At 59.2% G+C, this 18,820-nt stretch carries 13 protein-coding genes; 6 read left to right on the top strand and 7 right to left on the bottom strand.

The genetic code is table 11. From position 1 onward, the window contains the following. Nucleotides 1-189: 189 nt before the first annotated feature. Nucleotides 190-3,147, bottom strand: a complete 2,958-nt coding sequence (locus tag VH599_12230; GenBank protein ID HEY7349071.1) for an AAA family ATPase — start codon at nucleotides 3,145-3,147, stop codon at nucleotides 190-192. Nucleotides 3,148-3,457: 310 nt separating this feature from the next. On the opposite strand from VH599_12230, the gene VH599_12225 reads away from it, so the two are divergent. The 4 genes from VH599_12225 to VH599_12210 all read left to right on the top strand — a co-directional run bounded on the left by VH599_12225 (nucleotide 3,458) and on the right by VH599_12210 (nucleotide 8,126). Further along, complete coding sequence (locus tag VH599_12225) at nucleotides 3,458-4,930, top strand: FAD-dependent monooxygenase (GenBank protein ID HEY7349070.1); 1,473 nt, start codon at nucleotides 3,458-3,460, stop codon at nucleotides 4,928-4,930. A 66-nt stretch (nucleotides 4,931-4,996) separates the two neighbouring features. Then, entirely contained in the window at nucleotides 4,997-5,416 is a 420-nt protein-coding gene (locus VH599_12220) for a globin family protein (protein HEY7349069.1), read from the top strand. Between the two features lie 157 nt (nucleotides 5,417-5,573). Beyond that, nucleotides 5,574-5,795, top strand: a complete 222-nt coding sequence (locus VH599_12215) for a hypothetical protein (protein HEY7349068.1) — start codon at nucleotides 5,574-5,576, stop codon at nucleotides 5,793-5,795. A gap of 492 nt (nucleotides 5,796-6,287) precedes the next feature. Then, nucleotides 6,288-8,126 (top strand): ABC transporter ATP-binding protein, encoded by a 1,839-nt coding sequence (locus VH599_12210; protein ID HEY7349067.1) that lies wholly within the window; start codon nucleotides 6,288-6,290, stop codon nucleotides 8,124-8,126. Nucleotides 8,127-8,166: 40 nt separating this feature from the next. Here the strand turns inward: VH599_12210 and VH599_12205 are convergent, their stop codons facing one another. The 3 genes from VH599_12205 to VH599_12195 all read right to left on the bottom strand — a co-directional run bounded on the left by VH599_12205 (nucleotide 8,167) and on the right by VH599_12195 (nucleotide 12,377). Next, nucleotides 8,167-9,267 carry a beta-galactosidase gene (locus VH599_12205; GenBank protein HEY7349066.1) on the bottom strand — a complete coding sequence of 367 codons (1,101 nt, stop codon included), beginning with the start codon at nucleotides 9,265-9,267 and terminating at the stop codon, nucleotides 8,167-8,169. Nucleotides 9,268-9,456: 189 nt separating this feature from the next. Beyond that, entirely contained in the window at nucleotides 9,457-10,875 is a 1,419-nt protein-coding gene (locus VH599_12200; protein ID HEY7349065.1) for an FAD-binding oxidoreductase, read from the bottom strand. Nucleotides 10,876-11,204: 329 nt separating this feature from the next. Next, a complete protein-coding gene (locus tag VH599_12195; protein ID HEY7349064.1) occupies nucleotides 11,205-12,377 on the bottom strand; it encodes an RNA-guided endonuclease TnpB family protein in 1,173 nt (390 codons plus the stop codon). A 314-nt stretch (nucleotides 12,378-12,691) separates the two neighbouring features. Between VH599_12195 and VH599_12190 the strand changes: the two genes are divergently transcribed. Beyond that, on the top strand, nucleotides 12,692-13,894 hold the full coding sequence (locus VH599_12190; protein ID HEY7349063.1) for a glycosyltransferase: 1,203 nt from the start codon (nucleotides 12,692-12,694) through the stop codon (nucleotides 13,892-13,894). 158 nt (nucleotides 13,895-14,052) lie between these two features. On the opposite strand, the gene VH599_12185 is transcribed toward VH599_12190, so the two are convergent. The 3 genes from VH599_12185 to VH599_12175 form a co-directional block, all read right to left on the bottom strand. Beyond that, nucleotides 14,053-14,838 carry a hypothetical protein gene (locus VH599_12185; GenBank protein ID HEY7349062.1) on the bottom strand — a complete coding sequence of 262 codons (786 nt, stop codon included), beginning with the start codon at nucleotides 14,836-14,838 and terminating at the stop codon, nucleotides 14,053-14,055. 199 nt (nucleotides 14,839-15,037) lie between these two features. After that, the gene (locus VH599_12180; protein HEY7349061.1) at nucleotides 15,038-15,316 is read right to left on the bottom strand and encodes a hypothetical protein; all 279 of its coding nucleotides are present in this window, start codon (nucleotides 15,314-15,316) and stop codon (nucleotides 15,038-15,040) included. A 25-nt stretch (nucleotides 15,317-15,341) separates the two neighbouring features. Next, nucleotides 15,342-15,635 (bottom strand): hypothetical protein, encoded by a 294-nt coding sequence (locus VH599_12175; protein HEY7349060.1) that lies wholly within the window; start codon nucleotides 15,633-15,635, stop codon nucleotides 15,342-15,344. A 288-nt stretch (nucleotides 15,636-15,923) separates the two neighbouring features. Here VH599_12175 and fxsT point away from each other — a divergent pair, with 288 nt between their 5' ends. Further along, the gene (fxsT, locus tag VH599_12170; GenBank protein ID HEY7349059.1) at nucleotides 15,924-18,452 is read left to right on the top strand and encodes an FxSxx-COOH system tetratricopeptide repeat protein; all 2,529 of its coding nucleotides are present in this window, start codon (nucleotides 15,924-15,926) and stop codon (nucleotides 18,450-18,452) included. The last annotated feature ends 368 nt before the right edge of the window (nucleotides 18,453-18,820 follow it).

Here is an 18,820-nt window from a genome sequence, read left to right as displayed (position 1 = left end):
TGGTCCGCTGGCCTGGAGGGCGCACGCTCGCGCTGGCGCAGCGTTGGCCGCCAAGATGGCGGCGCTACCAGTGACCGCCGATCATTGGTGGAACCACAGTTCAGCAATTCGTGTTTTCGTTGCAGGCTGTGAAACCTGGGGCTTTTGCCATCTCGCTCTTTGTATTAGAGTCGTGGATAGCGCGGCGACTCAGGGGTCTTCTCGTTGGCTAAGAGCTTGCTCTACCCGCCTGGCATACAGACGCTCGCCAAGCTGATCCAGAATGGCCTGCGCGCGCCGCCAATGCTCGCGGGCCAGGTCAGGCGCTCCCAGTTGGAGAGAGATCTGTCCAAACAGATAAAGCGTTTTGGCTTCGGCATAGGGAGCGGGCATTTCCCGGCAGAGGGTGAGAGCCTCCTCAAGGGCTTGCTCGGCCTCTTCCCAGCGGTGTCCCTTGCTCCAGGCGAGTGCCTGGACACGCAGAGCCTCCATCAGCGCCGGGCGCATCCGGGCCTCCCGCGCTTCGGCAATGAGCCGGGTCAACAAGGTCTGCGCCCTGGGCGCTTCGCCCAGCTCCAGATAGGCCCAGGCCAGGAGTGGAAGTACCTCCCGAATATAGCCGGACTTCCGATTGGGCATGGTGAGGAATGGAGTCAGTCGGGTCGCTGCCTTTTCTGGCTGCCCCGCCAGCAGATCCTGCTCGGCCAAGGACCAGTGCATCCAATGGAGCACGCGGTGATTTCGGCGCTGCTCCATCTGCGTCGCCTCCTGAAAGTAGGTGGAGGCCGCGGCTTCCTCCCCTTGCGCCAGAGCCAGCAGCCCCAATCCGTAGAGGGCATAGTTCTCTCCAGAGAAGCGTCCGCGTTCTCGGGCTTCCCTGGCCGCCCGCTCCAGATCCGCGTGTGCGCGGTTCCACTGGCCGCAGGCGAAGGCAATGATGCCCAGCCGATAGAGCAAGAACACCCGGAGCCGGTGCTCACCCAGGCGCTCGGCAATCGTGAAAGCCCGCTCGACGTAGAGCTGTTCTTCGTGATAACTGCCCCAGTAGCCATAGAGCACACTCACGTTGTTGAGCGTGCTGATGAGGGTACTGGCATCGCCGACGGCCTCGGCTAAGGGGATAACCTTTTCGGTCAGCACCTGATAGGCTTCTGGGAGGTCTCCCAGCATACAGAGCGCCAAACCTTGCTGCCCACAGGCCACGGCCAGCGTTCGGTCGTCGTTGAGAGAGGCCGCGATACTGGCCGCTCGCTGAGCGGCAGCTAGCTGCTGCTGGTACTGCTCCACGCCAAGATAGAGTTGGGCAAGCGCCGCGTAGCAGGCCGCGACTCCCGGCGAGTCCTCTCCATCGCTCAGGTGCGCAAGGCGAGGTTCTACCCGCCTCAGCCCGTCCTCCATAGTCCCGTGCCAGCGATGGGTGATCCCGATCTGGGCCAGCGCCCGCAGTTCGGCCTCCGGGTGGTGGGCTTCCTGAGCCGCCGCTGCCGCTTGTTCCAAAACGACCAGCGCCTCCTTATAGCGTCCCAGGAGGCCCAGCGCCTCCCCAAGCTTCTCTCGTACTGGCGCTGCCTCTGTTCCCTGCCCCAGTGTGTCCAGCCGCTCCACCACCTGATGGTATGCCTCGACGGCTTCCGCATGCGCGTACCGCGCGCGGGCCGCATCGCCCGCCCGTTCCAGATAGAACAGGGCCTTCTCCACCTCGCTGCTGCGCGCATAGTGATAAGCCAGTACCTCTATGGAGGGAACGCCTGGTCCCTGCTCCAGCGCCTCGGCTACGCGCCGATGCGCCAAAGCCCGCCGCGCCGTGCCCAGGTCCGTCAGCAGCACTTCGCGGATCAGATCATGGGGCAACTGATAGGTGTCTTCGTCGGCTTCCATCAGCAACCGCGCCCGTCCACAGATCTCCAGAGCCTCCAGCACGGCTTCCTCTGCCAGGTCTGCGCGGGCGGCCACAGCAAGCAGCAGGATTCGTGGCGCCCGCCGTCCGATCACGGCTGCCAACTGGAGGATCTGTTGGGCGGCCTCTGGTAAGGCCACCACCCGTTGCAGGATCGCCTCGCGCAGCGTCCAGGGGACGTGGCTGCTGCCTTGCCAGGCCACCTGACCAGCCCTAAGCGCCTGGACACAACTCACCAGGAACAGCGGCACGCCTCCGGCCCGCTCCAGCACCTGCTGGCGGAACTGCTGCCTGTCCTCTGGCTCGGGCAGCAGTTCCGCCAGCAAGGCGATGGCCTCGGCATCGGCCAGGGGAGCGAGCAAGGTGTGGTTGGCTTGCCCCTCGCGCGTCAGATCCGCCGCCAGGAGCGCGAGGGGGTCTTGAGGACCGATGTCCGTATCGCGGTAGGCGCCCAGGATGCGCAGCGGACGCTCCGCTGGGGTGCGGACCAGCGCCTGGAGCAGATCCAGGGCATCGGAACCGGCCCAGTGCAGATCATCCAGCACCAGGAGCGTCCCGGCGGGACCAGCCACATTACTCAGGTAGCGCGCCACCGCGGCAAACATCAAGCGGCGCTCCTGCTCTGGCGGCAAGGCCCAGGCGGGCGCTGACAGAACCTGGCGCTCCACCAATTCTGGCAGCAGACGGACCAGCCAGGCACAGCCTTCCAGGTGCAGGCGCTGCTGCGAGAGGGGCTGGTGGCGCAAGGAGTCAACTAACGCGCCGACCAGGGGCGCATAGGGATCCTGGCCGCTGCGGCGGTGACAGCCGCCCGCGAGCACCGTCCAGCCCAGTGCCTCGGCCCGCTCCATGCCTGCCTGCACCAACCGGGATTTGCCGATGCCCGGCTCGCCCGCCAGCAGCAGCACCGGGGGACCATCTTTCAGCAGCCGGTCTAGCAGGGCCAGTTCCTGGGTGCGCCCGACCAGCGGCGCGGCGGGCATGAAGTGGGCCGCGAGCAACTCTTGCGGCGCGGTAGCCGGACCTGTTGGGAGGGTGCGCCCGCGGGCCGCAGCCTCTAACTGGGCGCGCTCCGGCGCCGAGAGGTGCAGGGCTTCGGCGAGCAAGCGCACTGTCTCTTTGCGCGGTTGTGTCCGCGCGCCTCGCTCCAGGTCAGCGATGCCCCGAAGACTCAGCCCGGCCTCGGCGGCGAGGTCTTCCTGGGTAAGTCCGGCGGCCAGCCGATAGCGTTTGAGCAGAGCGCCAAAGGACAGCGATGGAAAGGCGGCCATAGCGGCTCTCCCTCGGCGCGCGGCTCACGGGAGACGTCCCTGCACGGCCCAGGCAGGCAAGAAGCGCGCCTGGCACGATCATAACATCTCCGCGCGCCTTCGACAACCCTCCTAAATTAGCCATTGCGTAGCTGATTGCGTAGCTGGTTGCGTCTCTTGCGTCTGGGCGTGGCGCCCCGCTTCGGGCATACTTTGCTCACAGGCTTAGAGAAAAGCAATGACAGACTCTCTAACAGCGGCAAGAACACGAACCGCTCATGCTCTGCAAAAGGATATGAGCAGGAACACGAGAAAGGTAGCAAACGTACTGATGGCTCTCAAGCAAACAGAATCCCCCCAATTCATAGGTCAGCATGCGGTGGTCATTGGCGCCAGCATGGCCGGGTTGCTGGCGGCTCGCGTCCTCTCCGATCATTACCAGCACGTCACCCTGATCGAACGTGATCGGCTGGAGGGGATGGAAGCGCGCAAAGGCGTGCCCCACGGAAGGCAAACTCACGGTATCTTGAGCAAGGGCGCTGCTGTGATTGAGGAACTCTTTCCCGACCTCTTTCCAGCTCTCATTGAGGGAGGAGCCAGCAAAGTTGATATGGGCGCCGATCTCCGCTGGTATCAGTTTGGCGTGTGGAAAGTCCAGTTCCATAGTGGCATTCGGGTCTATTGCCTGAGCCGCCCCTGGTTGGAAGGGCAGATTCGCCAACAGGTGGCAAACAGAACCAATGTGCGCTTTCTCGATGGGTATGAGGTTGCCCGGCTGTGTACCAGCGCCGACAGCAGGCGGATTACTGGCGTACAGGTACGTTCTGCCGATGGAGAACGCCGCGAAGAGGAATTGACGGCTGATCTGGTAGTGGATGCCAGCGGGCGTGGCTCGCAAGCTCCCCACTGGCTCAAGGCCCTGGGCTATCCACAAGTCGAGGAAACGGTGGTGAAGGTGGATGTCGGCTATGCCACCCGTATCTATCGCCGCCCTAAACAGGTTCCTGCGGACTGGAAAGTTCTGGCGATCTTCTGTACTGCTCCCCAGGAGAAGCGGATGGGCTTTGTGCTGCCTATCGAGGGCGACCGCTGGAGCGTCTCAGTGAGCGGGTGGTTGCGAGATTATCCCCCCAGCGATGAGGCAGGATTCCTCGACTATGTGCGCAGCTTGCCCAGCCCGGCCCTCTATGAACTGATCAAGAATGCAGAGCCGCTGTCCCCGGTCTCCATCTATCGGTTCGCGGCGAACCGCAGGCGCTATTACGAGCGCATGGCTCGTCTGCCAGAGGGATTTGTGGTCATGGGTGATGCCGTGTGCAGCTTCAACCCGATCTATGGGCAAGGGATGACGGTGGCTGCAATAGAAGCGGAGACGCTCCAATCCTGTTTGCAGCAGCGCATGCGTCGGCAGGGAGACATGGCCGGGTTTACGCGCCAGTTCCAGAAAGCCATTGCCAAAACCGTTTCTGTTGCCTGGCTGTTTACGACCAGCGAAGATTTCCGCTACCCCGAAACCGAGGGGAAACGCTCATTTGGGATGGGGTTCTTCCACTGGTATTCGCGGCGCTTGCTCGATGCCGCAGCGGATAATCCCCGGTTGGCCCAGAGCTTCTATCAAGTGATGCACATGCTCAAGCCGCCGACAGCTCTGTTTGCGCCCCGTGTGCTGGCAGCGGTGCTGCTGTTCAGGAAAAAGCCCGCGCAAGATGACCACCTGGCTCTGCCAACCCACCTTAGTGAGGTGAAAGAACCAGCAGTGGCAGCAGTGGAGCGGGAGACAGTCGGCGCCGCCCATCGCTCATAGCAATGTTGAACCTTGCACCAACAATCGAACAGTACGTAAGACCCAATAGTGAAAGTAGGAGACCACATGGCACTTCAGATTGAATTGCTCGAAACCAGTTTTCAGGCCATTGCCCCACATGGGGAGGCGTTCGTAACCGCCTTCTATGAGCGGCTTTTCACCCGATTCCCTGACACGAAAGCGTTCTTTGCCACCGCCGATATGAAGGAGCAGCGCAAGAAGCTATTGGGGGCGCTGGTCCTGGTGATCCAAAACCTCAAGAAGCCAGAGGTGCTGACCAGTGCCCTCAAGGGGCTGGGCCAGCGGCATGTCAGCTATGGCGTCCGGCCAGAGCATTATCCCATCGTCGGGGCTATCCTCTTAGAAACCTTCGCTGACTTTCTGGGCAGGCGCTGGACTCCAGCATACCGGGATGCCTGGGCGGAAGCCTACGAGGTTGTCTGCGCGATCATGTTGGAAGGAGCGCAAGTCCCAAGCGTTGCCTGAATCGCCTCAAACGTTTCTGTCTTCCAAAGAACCAGAGGGCTTTTCTGAGGCATGGGCTTCTGCCTTTGGAGGAGCTTCGCGTTTTCTGCCACTGCCCCCTGCTGAATGCTGGGGGCAGTGGCAACACATCCCCGAAGAATGGCAACAGCCTGGCCTTATGACGCAATTGCGGCGGCCCGGCGTCACCAACATCACCTGCGACTGGTCGGGATCGGACTTTGAAAATGCCCTGCCATACCTTGGGTTCCACCAATTATCGGGGGTCACTTGTAGCGCCGCCTTCCAGGCGGCCACCGCTTCGCCCTGGCGAGCGTTCGCCCTCCAGGCCAGCGGACCAGCAGGCCAACGCTGGCCGCCTGGAAGGCGGCGCTACCAGTAACACGCCTCGCTTGTCAACACCTCAGATTTGGGAGAACCCATACCTTGAGCAGAATTGACCAAGCATGTTTCATATGGTATCATTGCCCCATACAGGATACTCGTTATTCTCTTTGGCGCAGGCTTTCCCGCGCCGCCAGTTCGGAAAGGAGGTGTAGAAATGCCCCAAAGCGCACGCCGCGCAACAGCGATACCCGGCATGAAGGTCATGAAGGTTTGGAGCTGTATCGAGGGCGCACGGGGAACGTAGACGCCGAGCTATCATTTCGCGTCGTACTGTTCTCGATCACGAGAAAACGCATCCTCTTTTCAACCTCCATAAGCCACGTCCCCGCTCAGGCGGTCTTGCCTTCCACTTCACTCCCTCTCGTGCTGGTGTTTCCTGTCGCGCGCATCCTCACTCATTAACTCCGCTCGTTTGTTTTGGGCGAGTGAGATGTTTGTGCCCTTTGCGATCTGCGATTGTTTGAACACTACCATGAGGAGCATCCCTTTGCTTTCACCCGATTCGATCACGAAAGAACCGCTGGCTATGCCAGCGGCGACTGATCTTCCCGTGGCAAAAGCTGGCTCTGCATCCAGCGCGGCTGCGCCTGGGAGTTCGCGCGGCAAGAAGTTCTTATCGTACTACAAACCCTACATCGGCTTGTTTTGCGCGGACATGGCCTGCGCACTGATCGTCTCGGCGATTACGCTGCTGCTCCCGTTATGCGCGCGCTACATCACCAAAGACCTCTTAGAAGGTACGACGCCTCATACGCTCAATGACATCTACCTGATGGGCGCGCTCATGCTGGCGCTGGTTGGTGTCCATACCCTATGCACCATGTTCATTGACTTTCAAGGGCATACGATGGGCGCCAGGATGGAAAGCGACATGCGCGGTGAGCTGTTCGAGCATTATCAAAAGCTCTCGTTTAGCTTTTATGATGAACAACGAACCGGTCAATTAATGACCCGGATTACCAACGATACCCTGGCGATGGCCGAGTTATATCATCATGGGCCGGAGGATATCGTCACGACCTGTTTGACGGTCGTTGGCGTCTTCATCATCTTGCTGAAGATCAATGTTGCGCTGACCCTGATCGTCTTTCTCTTTTTGCCCATCATGGCAGTTTTCGCGCTGTATTTCAATAAAAAGATGAACAGGGCGCTGCGCAGCGGCAAGGATAGAATCGGTGATATCAACGCGCAGGTCGAAGATACGCTGGGCGGCATCAGAGTCGTCAAATCATTTACTAACGAAGAGGTTGAATCAAGCAAGTTCGCCTACGCAAACCGGCGGTTTGTCGCCAGCCGCAGCGACGGCTATAAAAGTGAGGCGTACTATTACGGTGGATTGATTGCCTTCAGCCAGCTTATGACCATCGCTGTGCTCATCTTTGGCGGCGCTGCCATTGTTCACGCTTCCCTGGATTTAGCTGATTTGCTGACCTATTTACTCTGTGTCGGCATCCTCACCGATCCCATTAACAAGTTAGTCAATTTTGGCAGGCTCTATCAGGAAGGCATTACTGGATTTCAACGGTTTATGGAGATTCTGGAGGTAGCGCCTGATCTGCAAGACACGGCAGATGCGGTTGATCTGACACAGGTGTGGGGTCATGTGGAGTTTCAAGATGTGAGCTTCAGGTATCAAGAGGATCATCAGTATGTCGTGAAGAATCTCTCGCTGGAGATACAAGCCGGAGAATACGTGGCTTTAGTCGGGTCTTCCGGCGTTGGCAAAACAACGCTCTGCTCGTTAATTCCGCGTTTCTACGAAGTCAATGCGGGAAAAATACTGCTGGATGGGCAGGACATCCGAGAGGTGACTTTGCGCTCATTGCGAAGGAATATCGGTATTGTCCAGCAAGATGTCTATTTGTTTGCCGGGACCGTCGCGGACAATATCCGCTACGGAAACCTTGACGCCAGCAGGCAAGAAATCATTGACGCGGCCAAACAGGCGCACGCGCATGATTTTATCATGGCGTTACCGGATGGCTATGACACGGATATTGGTCAACGCGGCGTAAAACTCTCAGGCGGGCAAAAGCAGCGGTTGAGTATCGCGCGCGTCTTCCTCAAAAACCCCTCGGTGATCATTTTTGATGAAGCGACGAGCGCGCTGGATAATGAAAGTGAAAAGGCGGTGCAGGACTCATTGGAGAAGTTAGCCGCCAACCGCACCACGCTGGTCATTGCCCATCGTTTGTCAACCATCCGCAATGCCCAGAGAATCGTGGTGTTATCTGACACCGGCATCGCTGAACAGGGTACGCACGCTGAGTTAATCGCATTGAACGGTGTCTACGCGAACTTGTACAACATGCAATCAAAACTATGAGACCGCATTCGTCCACAGTCCGTTCGGTAATAAGGAGAGATCAAGCTTTTTCAAGGATACGGGCGAATGCCTGGAGATAGCTGGGGTCAGCGTGTTGTTTGCGCAGCATCCAATACTCTGCTCCCCAAAAGAGGTACGCATACAGCGGCGCTTCTTGCCCGGACCAGCCCATGCAGGTGTTATAGTTGGTGATTATATGTTCCGGCAAACAACTATACATACCCCGGTGGTCTGGACTAGGCGGAGTTGTCACCGTTTCCCAAGGCTCTGCCTGGCCCTCAGCAATCAGGAGGCGTCGCCCATGCGCATGAGCCAGGGCGAACAATTGCCTTCGCCTCCGTTGCGACCAGCGACTCTGGCTACCATCAAGATACAGTGTTCTGCTCCCGATGCCCATCAGTGCGTGACGCGGGTAGTAATCTATCCCGACCATATCTGCCAGACGCTGGGCGACAGCGAGTGAATCCCCTTGATCGCGTGTCTGCCACCATTGGGAGAGGCGTACCAGCAAGGAGGTTGGCAAAAAACCGTTCATTATCAGTGGTCTGGTAGGATCGGCTTTTCTGAAAGCTTCTACTTCTTGTTCAACAAAGGCTGCATCTAGCCGCCACGAATGCTCTACTCCAAGTGGATCAACCGCTTCGTGTTCAAGCTGCCAGGCAACGATACTTTGGCGCAGTTTATATCGCTCCACAAGTCGGGTGAGGAATGCTGTCGCCGCCTTCAACAGTGCGGGGTACGCGGATGGCTTGACACGAATATGTTCTGGGAAGGGCTGCCGCAAATGGTGCGCGGGTACAAAGAACTCAGGATAGCCAAAGGTTTTCAACGGGCCAACACACACAATAATCTGCTTTCCGGCTTGTTCGGCGGCATCCATCTGCCTATCAAGCTCGTCAGGAAGAAAGGTTCCTGGTTCGGGTTCTATCCGATTCCAGTAGGCTCCCAGGCGAATGAGTTGAAACGGATAGGCGAGCAAGGTTTGCAGCGTGGCCTGCGCGTCTAAGCCGAGCGCGGCCACCTGGAGCGGGCGAAAGCTGATGCCGAGCAACGTGGACCGACGTGGCATGATAGGCGTATGCTGCCATACATCGGTCAGAGGTTGTGCTGGCTGCTTCAATCGAAATTCGAGCGCGCGCATGGTTCGATTTCTTTCCTATACTTCTCTCTTAAGAATGCCTCACACAACCGACGGTTGGCCCCACCCCTGCCGCCTGGAAGGACGGCGCTACAACCCCGCCCCTGCTCGTGCGGCGGTTTTGTCAGGCGCTCTTAGCAGGCCACCAGATTCATCTATTAGTATAGATCAGCAGTAGCAAAGGCGTTCTCCTCACCGAAGCGAGGGCTGGAATACCCGACGAAACAGGTCCGATTGCAGCAGCATTGTGGGATCATAGCGTTGTTTGAGGTGCAAGAAGGTATCAACGGCCTGATCACCGATGCTCTGGCGATATTGGCTGGGCGTCAAAAAATGGTCTTTGGCGAGATAAAACCTCCCGCCTGCCTCAATTACAATAGCAATCATCTGCCGCAGGGTCCGTTCCAACGTCTGCGCCGTCTTATGGGTTCGTTGATAATTTAATTCGAGAGAAAACCCATCAACCTGATAACTCAGCAGAAAAGGATCGCGCCGATGCTGTTTGATGACACACCAGAGCGGCATATACCCCTGCTTTTGCGAATAGCGCAACACGCACTCAAAAATCTCTTGCGCCTGCTGACCGGGGACAAACGCCTGGAACGTCTCAACTCCCGCCGGGAACAGCGCGTGATAGCCCGCAAAGGCTGCCTGGGGCCAATAGGTGAAGGAGAGCAGGTGACGTTGCTGTTCCCTCGATTTGAGGCCACGTCGGCCCAACCAGTAATTAGCGCGGTTTGCCAGGCGTACACCTGGCAGCAGTGCTGGTCGGCCTAAACTGGCCGCAAGGCGCACCAGCGGCGTTTCGAGCCGATCAATGATGCCAGGCGTTGGAAATGAGGAGGGCGCTTCGTCGGAGCTGTCACCTAGAGTTGCACAGGTTACATATCCACGCCCGAGCTGCTGGCCTTCGGCAAATCCGTCAAGCCAGCCCTCCAGGAAATCGCTCGTCTGCTGTTCCTCGGCGAAGATCGTGAAGATCTCAGCGAGTGAGACGGAGGTGCGCCGCCGGATAGTGACCTGCCCGGAAGAGATACGCTGGAGCTGGATGGTGATCGACGTGATGATGCCCAGTAACCCTATGCTGCCAATGAACGCATGAAAAAGCTGCGTGTCGCGCTCCGGCTGCAACGTGTATACCTCTCCGCTGGCAAGCAGCACATCTATAGCGCGGATGTGTTTTCCAAAAGGGCCACACTTCCAGGCGTTCTTGCCGTTTACGTTCATAGCGGCGCAGCCGCCAATGGTGACATTCGGTGTGGATGGCGAGACGACAGGCCACCAACCATCCTTCCAGGCCACCTGTACCATCTCTCGCAAGGTCACTCCCGGTTCCACGCGCATGATTCCCCGCACGGCATCCCAGGAGAGAATCCGGCGCATGGATGTCAGATCTATAACCAATCCGCCTGTATTCAAGGCTGCATCAGTATAGCTGTGGCCCGCGCCATGTGGTATGACGGAGAAGCCGTGTGTCCGCGCGGCGGCCAGCGCCCTGGTGATGCCCGCTACATCACTTGCCTGGTAGACAGAACACGGCGAGCGTGCTGACTTGCTCCAGTTCGTGAGTTCGGCCTGCATCCCTGGAGCGCCCATCTCTTTTCGAGTCATGAAGCCTCGTTACCCCTGAAAACTTCCCTGGCGCCTGGGATGGCGAATAGAGCGCGCAATGACGATCAGCACGAGCATTGTTAGCGAACTGCTGAGGAGAAGATTATCTTCCACTACAAGCATGCGCATTCGGGGATTGGTTCCTTATGCTGCTCCAGGCGCTATCTCAATTATTCGCATTATGACATATCAAGATGACCATTCGATAGCAAGACGATGGCGGAAAGTTCATGGTGTTGTCATGCAACTCGGCTACAGCATACCTAGCGGGGATGATGAAACGTTGACATCCTCCCCCGCCTAAAGACGGGGGACTCCCAGCCTCGCGGCTAGGAACTTCCTGCTTCACGGAGACGCGCCTTGACGGGCTTGGCCCGTCCGGGTCTTACCATCTCTCCACAGGCTAATACTGCCAGCCCGGCAGCTTTAATGTTCAGCGCAGCATTGATGTCACGATCATGGGAGATGCCGCATTCCGGGCAGGTCCACTGCCGGACAGCGAGTGAAAGGGACTCTAGGATATGCCCGCAGTCGTAGCAGCGCTTAGACGAGGGATACCACTTGTCGATAGCGACCACAGACCGCCCATACCAGGCGGCTTTGTACTGCAACTGGCGTATCAATTCGCCCCAGCCGACATCAGCGATGGCCTTGGCAAGGCTGTGATTCTTCAGCAGATTCTTTACTGCCAGGCTCTCGACACACAGCACTTGGTTGTCGTGTATCAAGCGTGTCGTGAGTTTGTGCAGGAAGTCTTGCCGCCGATCTGCGATGCGGGCATGGATACGAGCTACCGAGAGCGCGGCCTTGATGCGATTCTTGGAGCCTTTCTGCTTACGAGACAGGAGACGCTGTGCTTTCGCCAACTGCTTCTCATCCTGGCTGAAGAACTGCTCATTGCCGACCTTCTCGCCAGTGGACAACGTGACGGTATCGTGCAAGCCCAGGTCAATGCCGACCATCTGCGGCGTGACATCCAACGCCTTGAAGTCCTCTTCTACCAGGAAGGAGACAAAGTAGCGCCCGGTGGTATCCTTGGTGACGGTGATGGTGCTGGGCTTGGCTCCCTTGGGCAAGGGGCGGCTCCAGCGAATAGGCAACGCTTCTTTCATGCGTGCCAGTGTCAGTTGTTCCCCATCCCAGGTAAAGGCAGACGTGGTGTACTCTGCCGATTGGCGGCCATGCTTCTTCTTGAAGTTCGGGTACTTCGCCCGCCCCTCAAAGAAGTTGCGAAAGGCTTTGTCCAGATGGCGCAAGGCTTGTTGCAAGGGGATATAGGCAACTTCAGAGAGCCACGCGGTTTCTGGTTGCTTGCGCAATTGGGTCATGGCCGCGCTGGTGTCACTGTAGTAGACGCGCTCATGCCGCTGATAGTAGGCGTCAGTACGCAGCCGCAAACCCCAGTTGTACACATAGCGCGTACAACCAAAGGTGCGCGCCAGGATATGGCGCTGCTCCTCAGTGGGATAGCAGCGATATTTGTAAGCGCGTCGGTGTTTCATATCCACAGAATACCATCTATTCTGTGGAAAGTCAACTATGTGAAAGGAGGGGGCGCTTCCTCCCACACCTAAAGGTGGTGGGTACCCGCGCCCAAAAGAGCATGGAAAGAAGTCGTCGCTCTGAAAGGAGGATTAGCTGCGCAGGGGACACATACTGCTGCTAAGCCAGCACGCGCTTTGCTAATGGTTGTTTTTGGGGCTGGTATTATTGTATAGAAAGGAATATCGGCGCAAGTACCTTCCAACGAGAGAATGGCTGAGAGCGAGCAGGGAAGACGGAATGACAGAAAGACCAACACATTAGAAGAGGTTTTATGGAAGAGAGGTCACATCCGTCTACTATCCTCTTGCTCATGGCCGAGACGGGGGCCGGTCATCGCAGTGCCGCCACTGCTCTTCGCCAGGCGATGCAGCTATTGGCCTCAGTGGACGACCAGGGAACAAACTGCTATCGCTCAGAATTGATTGACGCCTTCACAACCTGTGGGACGCTGCCTGTGCGCAAGCTGGGCATGCTCTATGCTGCTACCATTCGCTACGCCCCCTGGCTGTATGGCGCACTGTTCCACCTCACCAACCACCCCTGGAGCTTCCGGGCGCTGGAGTGGCTGCTGTACCGGCTCATCCGCTCTGGCCTGGCCCGGCTCTTCATCGAGACACGCCCTGATCTGATTGTCTCGATGCACCCCCTGATCAATCATGTCTCGCTGCGCGTGCTGGCCGCATTACAGATGCGCGTGCCGGTTGTAACCGTCATGACCGATCTGATCACGCCGCATCGTGGGTGGATTGACCCGGCTGTAGATGCCTGCATCGTGCCAACCGAATTGGCCCGTGCCTGCTGCCAACACCAGGGGCTAGCTGCGGAGCGCATTCAGGTATTAGGGTTGCCCATAGACTTGAAATTCGGTCGCCCAGGCGCTCCCAAGGCGCTGGTATGTCAGAGGCTTGGCCTCGATCCGAACATGCCCATCGTTCTGCTGGCAGGAGGTGGGGCAGGCGTAGGAAGGCTGGAGGAGTTGGCGCGTGCGCTGTGGCAGTCGGACCTGCCAATACAAGTGCTGGTCGTTACCGGAAAACATACACGGCTCCAGCGACGGCTTGAACAGCTCGCACGGCGCTTGCCAGGCCATCTTCAGCAACGGTGTCGGGTGCTGGGGTTTGTGCAGCAGATGCCTGACTTGATGCAGGCCGCCGATCTGCTGATCACCAAAGCTGGACCGAGCACGATTTGCGAGGCCACCGCGTGCAAGTTGCCACTGGTGCTGTCAGGTTGTGTTCCTGGACAAGAGGAGCGCAACATCGAGTACGCCTGTGAGCAAGGAATTGGGCTGCGGGCTGAAACCCCGGAACAGGTGATCTCGATTCTACGGGAAGCTCTTCAGCCCCATTCACCTCTGCTAGAGCAGATGCGGGCCAACATGGCTCGCCTGCAAGACCCTTGCGCGGCGCTCCATATCGCCGCGTGGCTCCTGGCGCATCTTCCGACCAGGGAAGCGCCAACGCAAACAGGATGAGTTACGAGCGCAGCAGGTGCAAATCCTTTCTGTCCCAACAGCAGCCAGAACCGCCAGTGCCCAGGAGTACGCAATGGTGTTGCCTTCTTCGCGGGAGAGCGCCAGATTCTCCTCTAGCAACACAGTCGCCTGCGCCTCGTCCCCGCTTGCCAACGCCCCTACTGCTCCGCCAGCGTGTTTGGGACACCTGGCGGCATCACCTGGGTCGTTCCGAACTCGTGCAGGAGTGGCGACAGGCGGGCGCAGAGCGTGGGATCCCATGCTTCCAGTTCCCCGATCAGACACCTGGTCGCTCCCGCGAGCGCCCGACGCAGCTCCCGCTCCTCAAGCGAGCGGACCAGTGCATCGGCGAGTGGAGTGGTCACGGCAGTGGGCAGGCGATCAAGACCGCGCCCGTGGAAGGGGTTCTCGCCCAAGCGGAGGCACGCCAGGACAAGGGTCTGATCGCGCAGATCCCTGATCCAGTATTCAGCTTGCCACAGCTTGTGGCGCTCGATGCACGCCCGAGCATGCAGCACGTGGTGCCAGCAGATCCCGATAAGATGGAAGGCGTTCGGCGGCTCTGGGGGCTGAAGCGGCTGGGTGGGGCCGAAGAGAGCGCGGAAGTGCGGACCGCGTGCGCCGAAGGACTCGGCGGGGGTCACTGCCACGTCCACTTCCAAACCGCTGGGCAGCAGGAACACGCGATAGACACTGGGACCGGAGCGCAGATCGAAGTGGGCGAGAACGCTCCATTCCTGAGAGAAGACCTGCGCCCAGTCATCCAGGACGGCCTCTGGAGGGATGCCTTCGCTGATCCCAAAGGCCACATCAATATCCGACCAGGCGTCCCCACCACCAAAGGACATGGAACCGGTGAGCGCCCCGGCAGTGACCCGTGGATCGGCCCTGGCTAGTTCGAGGACGCGCTGACGCACCTGGTCGCGCTGCCTGGCAGTGAACATAGCGGCCTCCTGTCATCTCCGACAAAACCTACCCCCTCCTGGAGCTGGTTCCTGCACCTGGTAAACCCAGGGCTATCTCTCGCTACCGATGGTGGGAGGTTGGCTGCCCCTGGGATCAGAGGCCGTAAGGATTGCGCTGCTCATGGCCTCCGCCACGATCTTATTCCTTTCCCCTACTTATTGGCAAGCTATTCGCGGCTTAGATCGTCTTTCCCTGCCTGGTTTGCAGGTCGGTAAGCAGCGTCTCAAAACCGTAGAGAAGGCTCTGTTCTAGCCCCGTGGCCTCATGGATGTAGTGTTCCAACTGCTGGAAGGCTTCTTCCACCCGCGGCCTGTGAGATGAGTGAAAGGTTTCGAGAAACGGATAATAGGCTGCGTTGAGTGCGCCATCGATGTGTTCCAACTCGTCAATGCCATATCGGAACCTGGCAATCAGGTTTTGCAGCGCGGCAAGATCAGCTAAGAAAACGTTTGACATACTCGAAATCGGCCTTTCTTTTGCATCACTCCGCAGCGTCTGCAGCCTGCTGCACGTGTTCTGCTTCTTGTAGGTAGCGGAATAATATCTGCAAAAAGGTGAGCAGGCGGTAATTATAGTTTCGCGCTCCCCGCAGGTCGGTAATCAACTGGTTGAATTCCTGCTCCAACTGCGGCTTCTGGGGCGATGTGAAGGTTTCGAGAAACTGAGAGCCTGCTGTATAGGTGTCATCCAGGAGAGGGCCGAGTCTTTCTTCGGCCTGGGATAACCTATGGATCAGCTGTTGCATCAGGGGAAGATTAGCTCCGACAAGCGTCATGTTTATGACAGCTCCTTTCTCGGTGTGGTGCGTACTGCCACCGTCCCCATTGGACGCAGGTGCAGTGGATGCGCCAGATAACGCATTTCTTGCTTCCATATCCAGGATAGAGCCGCCGCGCCTGGCAGTCTACACACACTCCCCCCACACTCCCCCCACACTCCCCCCACACTTCCCACATAGACGCTGACCTCTTGTGCTCCTGCGGCTTTTTTGCTATGCTAGGGGCCTGGAGGAAGAGGCTGCGTTCGGGAGAACGTGTGGCCGCGCATGGAAAGGGAGAACCGCATGGCGTCTACGCCCCCCCCACCCTTTGGCGCCTTGCTCAGAGCTTATCGGCAAGACGCTGGACTCAGCCAACTCCAGCTCGCGGAGGCGGCGGGGATCAGTCCCAATGCTATCAGTGCCCTCGAACGCGGGGCGCGCCTGAAGCCCTATCCCGATACCGTTGCCCGTTTACTGGCGGCGCTCACCACCAGCGGATTGGACTCCTCCAAACAAGAACGCCTGCGCGAGGCGGCGCGCATCCAACGGGAGGCAGGAGGTACGCCTGCCTCCGCTGGACCTTCCGTGCCTGCTGCTCCCCACCTATTAACCCTTCCCTACCCACGCAACCCGTTTTTTCTAGGACGAGAAGACCTCCTCGCCCGGTTACACCGCCAGTTGCACGCGGGGCAGACGATGGCGCTGGCGCAACCACCCGCGCTCAGTGGCCTGGGCGGGGTAGGCAAAACCCAGGTGGCCCTTGAGTATGCCTATCGCCACGCCCAGGACTATCAGGCGATCTTTTGGGCGCGTGCCGAGAGTCGGGATGCGCTGGTGGTCGGCTTTGTCGAGATTGCCCAGACGCTGTCCCTGCCAGAGCGAGAGGAAGGAGATCAAGCTGTCATCGTAAATGCCGTCAAGGGCTGGTTCAGCCAGCATCCCAACTGGCTCTTGATCCTGGATAATGCGGATGAGTTCGCCTTCTTACCAGAGGTTCTCCCGGCTCCGCTCCAGGGGCATCTTCTGCTCACAACACGCGCCCAGGCCCTGGGTGGACTGGCTAGCCGCCTGGAGGTCGAGCCGCTGGACCTGGACACCGGCCCGCTGTTGCTGCTGCGTCGAGCAGGGCTGCTCGCCCTCGATGCGCCCCTGGCCCAGGCTGAGCAGACCGATTGGCAAGTGGCAATCCAGCTTTCAGAGGAGCTTGGTGGATTGCCCCTGGCGCTGGACCAGGCGGGAGCTTATCTGGAGGAGACCCAGTGTGGCCTCCAGCAGTATTTGGACCTCTTCCGAAGTCATCGGATGGAGCTCCTACGGCGCCGCGGAGGCGTGCTGACCGACCATCCCGACTCCGTGGCGACTACTTGGTCGCTCTCTTTTGCTCAGGTAGAGCAGCAGAGCGCGCTGGCGGCTGATCTGCTGCGATTGTGTGCCTGGCTGCATCCCGATGCCATTCCCGAAGAGCTCTTCCTGCAAGGCGCCGCTCACCTGGGACCGCAACTTGCTGTCCTTGAGACGAACTCGCTGGTATTCAACCAGGCGCTGGCGGTCATTCAACGCTACTCGTTGGTCCGGCGCAACAGCCGCGAACACACCCTCTGGATCCACCGCCTGGTGCAGGCGGTGCTGCAGGATGCCATGACCCCAGAGGAGCGCGAGCAGTGGATCGAGCGTGGCAGCGCCGCACTCAACAGTGTCTTTCCTGACGTCAGTCATCAGTTCTGGGGACATTGGGACGCCTGTGGCCGCCTCTTGCCCCATGTCCTCACTCTGGCAAATGCCACTGCCTCGCAGACGGCCAGTCTGGAGTTGGCTCCGTTACTGACCAAAACAGCAGACTATTTGTACCAGCGCGCAGAGTACGCGGAGTCCGAGCCACTCTATCAGCGCGCCCTACAAATATACGAGCAGGCGCTGGGAAACTCTGATCCCCAGGTCGCCCTCCCCTTGAGCGGACTGGCCGAACTCTACCGCGCGCAAGGGCGCTACGCCGAGGCTGAGCCGCTCTTCAAGCGTGCGCTCCAGCTCTGGGAACAGGCAGGGAGTGGCGACTATCCCGAGATGCCCCTCGTCCTCGACAATCTGGCGATCCTCTATGCTGAGCAAGGCCATTTCCAGCAGGCTGAGCCGCTCTTCCAGCGCGCGCGCCAGCTCTGCGAGCAGCCGCCCGATGACAACAATTCCTTGCTCGCCCCGGTCCTCAACAATCTGGCAGTCCTCTATACGATGCAAGGGCGCTATGCCGAGGCCGAGCCGCTCTTGCAGCAGGCGCTGCTCCTGCAGGAGCAGATGTTCGGTCCAGAACACCCTGAAGTGGCCTACGCCCTCGACAGCCTGGCTGGCCTCTATCGCGAGCAAGGGAAGTATGCTGAAGCCGAGCCTCTCTACCAGCGCGCGCTCGAGATTCGGGAACAGGCACTGGGAAGCACTCACCCGGAGGTCGCCTTCCCCTTGAGCGGATTGGCGGACCTCTATCGCGAGCAGGGTCACTACGAGCAAGCCGAGCCGCTCTACCAGCGCGCGCTTCTCATTCGCCAGCAACAGCGCGGAGCGCATCATCTCGAAACAGCGGAAAGTCTATATGGGTATGCGCTCTTACATGAACTCCAGCGCCAGCCAGACCAGGCCCTCACCTTCTACCAGCAGGCGCTGGCGATCCAAGAACAGCACTTGGGACGAGATCATCCTCATGCCCGAGAGACCCGCACCCGCTACGCCCACCTCCTCTCCGTCCAGGGACGAGCAGAGGAAGCTGCCGCTCTGGAGGCAGCATTCACCAAGCCAGCCACGACGAGCGCCCAGGAGCCATTGTCCTCGGAGTCGCAACGTTGACGCAAGCTATCGGGTAGTCAATACTCGCCCCTCTCGGGGGAGCGCGTGCGGCCAGACGGCGCCACAATTGGAGCGCACCTCTGCCGCAGGTACATTCCGGGCGGCTTGAGGCTCCTTGCTGCTGGCGCTGGCGCGGAGCTTGGCCGAGCAGTGGTTAGACGAGCAGAAGGCGCTGTGTCTAAAGAGAGGACTTGGCGAATGAAAATTCACTCAAAAGCGCGCGCTTTTTCCTGGCTGGTGTATTGGGCTGGCGTGATAGTAGGTATCATTCCTCTGCCGCTCGCCCTGGTCGGACTGGTGAGGTTCCCCACAAGCACCGTGCTCGTGGTCCTCACGTTCATCCCTGGCTTTGCTGTCGCGGTCTACGG

It is taken from the genome of Ktedonobacterales bacterium, assembly GCA_036557285.1.
In the GTDB taxonomy this organism is placed as follows: Bacteria; Chloroflexota; Ktedonobacteria; order Ktedonobacterales; family DATBGS01; genus DATBHW01.
The sequence above is the reverse complement of the archived record's forward strand: the minus strand, read 5'-3'. Positions and strand labels throughout refer to the sequence as shown.